We start from the raw sequence: 2716 nt of genomic DNA, 5'->3' as shown, positions 1-2716 counted from the left end.
ACTCCGGTTAAAATTCCTACCGTTGCAAATGTAACCGCTAAATCTTGTGCATCAGGCCAACCAAGATTAACAAGGGTCTCTCCAACTGCTACGGCTGTTCCGTGTCCACCATAAAAACCTGATACCAATAACATTCCAAATCCATCATTAATCTGTGGAAATATTCTTACAAACACTAATAATGTTAAAGCTATTGGAATTATAAACTGAACAAAGAAAGCAACTAATCTATAAAATTGAAATCCTAATATCCTTTTTCCTTCTCCCTTTGATTCAGATCCACCAAGCTTAAATCCATTTACTCCAACTATTGTAAATATCATAATAATTAAAATTCCTGCATAAGAAGATATTGAACCTGAAAACGGTAATATATCAAATACACTTGGACCAAGGATTAGTCCTAAAAATCCAGCTATCATACTTGCCGGAATGAAAAACCTTTGAAAAAAAGTAATCTTAGATCTTAGCAACTGTCCTGCTAGAATTAGCAGAGATGCCAATGCAAAGTCTACAAAAAATTCATGAACAGTCATATTAAACCTCCTATTTTTTATTTAGTTCTTCACTACCCTCCTTTATTATTATTGATGGTACTGATGAAAGCATTTTGATATCTAGGGTTATATAATAGCAACTTTCATGCCAACTATAACTAGTTTATCTCAAACATTGATAAATTCAATGTTCAGTGATATAATTTTTTTATAGATAGAATTTTCGAACTATTTTTACATCTCAATTTGATACATTAATCTTCGTCTTTATTTACTAAATTACTTGTAATCCAATAATTGCTTATCTTAAGAAAATTATTAATATGTCTCAATTTGATATATTACTATCTAATTTTGAGACGCAATTGTATAGGGAGATCAGTATGAATGAATTATTAGAAATACAAGATTTTGTACAAGAAATTGCACAGGCAACATCTTTAGCATTAAATCTAAACGTTGAAATTGTAGACAATAGCTTGTTAAGAATTGCGGGAACTGGACTTTCAAAGAAGAAAATTGGAAATTATTTTCGTAAAGAAGGGGTAGTTAATAGATTTATCTTTCATAAAAATTTAAACAAGGTTATAATTTCTTCCCCAGGTAAAGATGAAAGATGTTCCAAATGCGATTTATATGGTAAGTGCGATACTACTGCAGCTGTATACGCTGCCATTATTATTGATAACGAAACCGTTGGTGCAATTGGACTTTTAGCCCATAATAATGATCAGTCCAAGATAATCGATGAAAATAACAAGGTTATGTTAGACTTTGTTAATTCCATGGCCACATTAATGAGTTCTAAAGTGCTGGAGAATAAAATGATAGTTGAACTACGGTCCTCACTAAAATTTAATAATATAATTATGGATAGTATTGATAAGGGAATCTTAATTATTGATAATGCCTCTACTATAAAAGAAGTGAATGATTATATGCTAGACAAACTTAATATGAACAAAATAGATTTAATTAATAAGCCAATCCATCAATTCTTTGAAAATTTTGATTTAGAATCTATTGAAGAGATTGATGATTTTGAAACCATTAACGAATTAGATTATAATTTTCATGGCAGACACTTAAAACTATTCTATAGATTCAAGCCAATTGCCGTTGATAATGATATTACGCGAATTGTATTAATAATTGATGATGAAAAAGATATTTTTAAAATGGCAAAGCAAATTAGTAATAAAGAAATAACTTTTAAAGATATAATTAGCTCCGACTTAAATTTTATTAATTTTAAAAATACTGCAAAAGAAATATCTAGCTATGAGTCAACTATGTTACTCGTTGGTGAAACAGGTACAGGAAAAGATTTATTTGCTCAAGCTATCCATAATAATAGTATTCGAAAGTCCAAACCTTTCATTACAGTAGACTGCGGAGCTATTCCAGAAAGCTTAATAGAAAGTGAATTGTTTGGTTATGAAAAAGGAGCATTCACTGGAGCCAGTAACCAAGGGAAAAAGGGAAAGTTCTATTTAGCCAATGGAGGAAGCATATTTCTTGATGAATTAGAAAATATGCCACTCTATTTACAACAAAAGATATTAAGAGTTTTAGAAGAACAAACTATAGAACCTTTAGGAGGCACAAATACTATACAAGTTGATGTAAGAGTTATATCAGCTACTAACAAGGATCTTGCAGGGTTAGTTAAGGAAGGAAAATTCAGAGAAGATTTGTATCATAGATTAAATGTAATCCCTTTAAACATTCCACCACTGAGGGATAGAGGAAATGATGTAATAATATTAAGTAACTATTTCATTGAAAAATATAATAATAAGTTTAATAAAAATATTATAGGTTTAACAGAAAAGGTAGAAGAAATATTTAGAAGACATGATTGGAAAGGTAATATTAGAGAACTACAAAATGCTATTGAATACTCTGTTACCTTGTGTAAAAAAGATTATATCCAAATAGAGGATTTACCTATTCACATAAAGGGTTCTACTGGTTTAGTTCAAGGGACTACATTAAAAGAAGTTGAGAAGAAACATATTGAGAAAGCTTTAGATAAATTTGGTCTATCCGAGAAAGGTAAGTTGGAAGCTGCAAAATATTTAGGTATTAGTCGTGCTACTATCTATAGAAAAATAAAAGAGTTTAATATTGCATAAGGTAGTGTAAACTAATCTGTGCTTTTAGGAAATAAAACACTCTTTTCTGGCAAGAATGAAAATAAGATTTAAGCTAGAAAG

General features: G+C 29.8%; 2 protein-coding genes. One reads left to right on the top strand and one right to left on the bottom strand.

Annotation, left to right across the window (positions count from 1 at the left end; all coding sequences use genetic code 11):
• The coding region (locus VK071_06960) for a sodium/glutamate symporter (GenBank protein HLR35058.1) at window positions 1-536 on the bottom strand (536 nt) is incomplete at its 3' end.
• A 344-nt stretch (window positions 537-880) separates the two neighbouring features.
• Here VK071_06960 and VK071_06955 point away from each other — a divergent pair.
• Complete coding sequence (locus VK071_06955; GenBank protein HLR35057.1) at window positions 881-2635, top strand: sigma 54-interacting transcriptional regulator; 1755 nt, start codon at window positions 881-883, stop codon at window positions 2633-2635.
• Window positions 2636-2716 lie beyond the last annotated feature (81 nt).

The sequence above is a fragment of the Tissierellales bacterium genome (genome assembly GCA_035301805.1).
Classification (GTDB): domain Bacteria; phylum Bacillota; class Clostridia; order Tissierellales; family DATGTQ01; genus DATGTQ01.
Note: the sequence above shows the minus strand (reverse complement) of the source record. Positions and strands in the feature narration are given on the sequence as shown.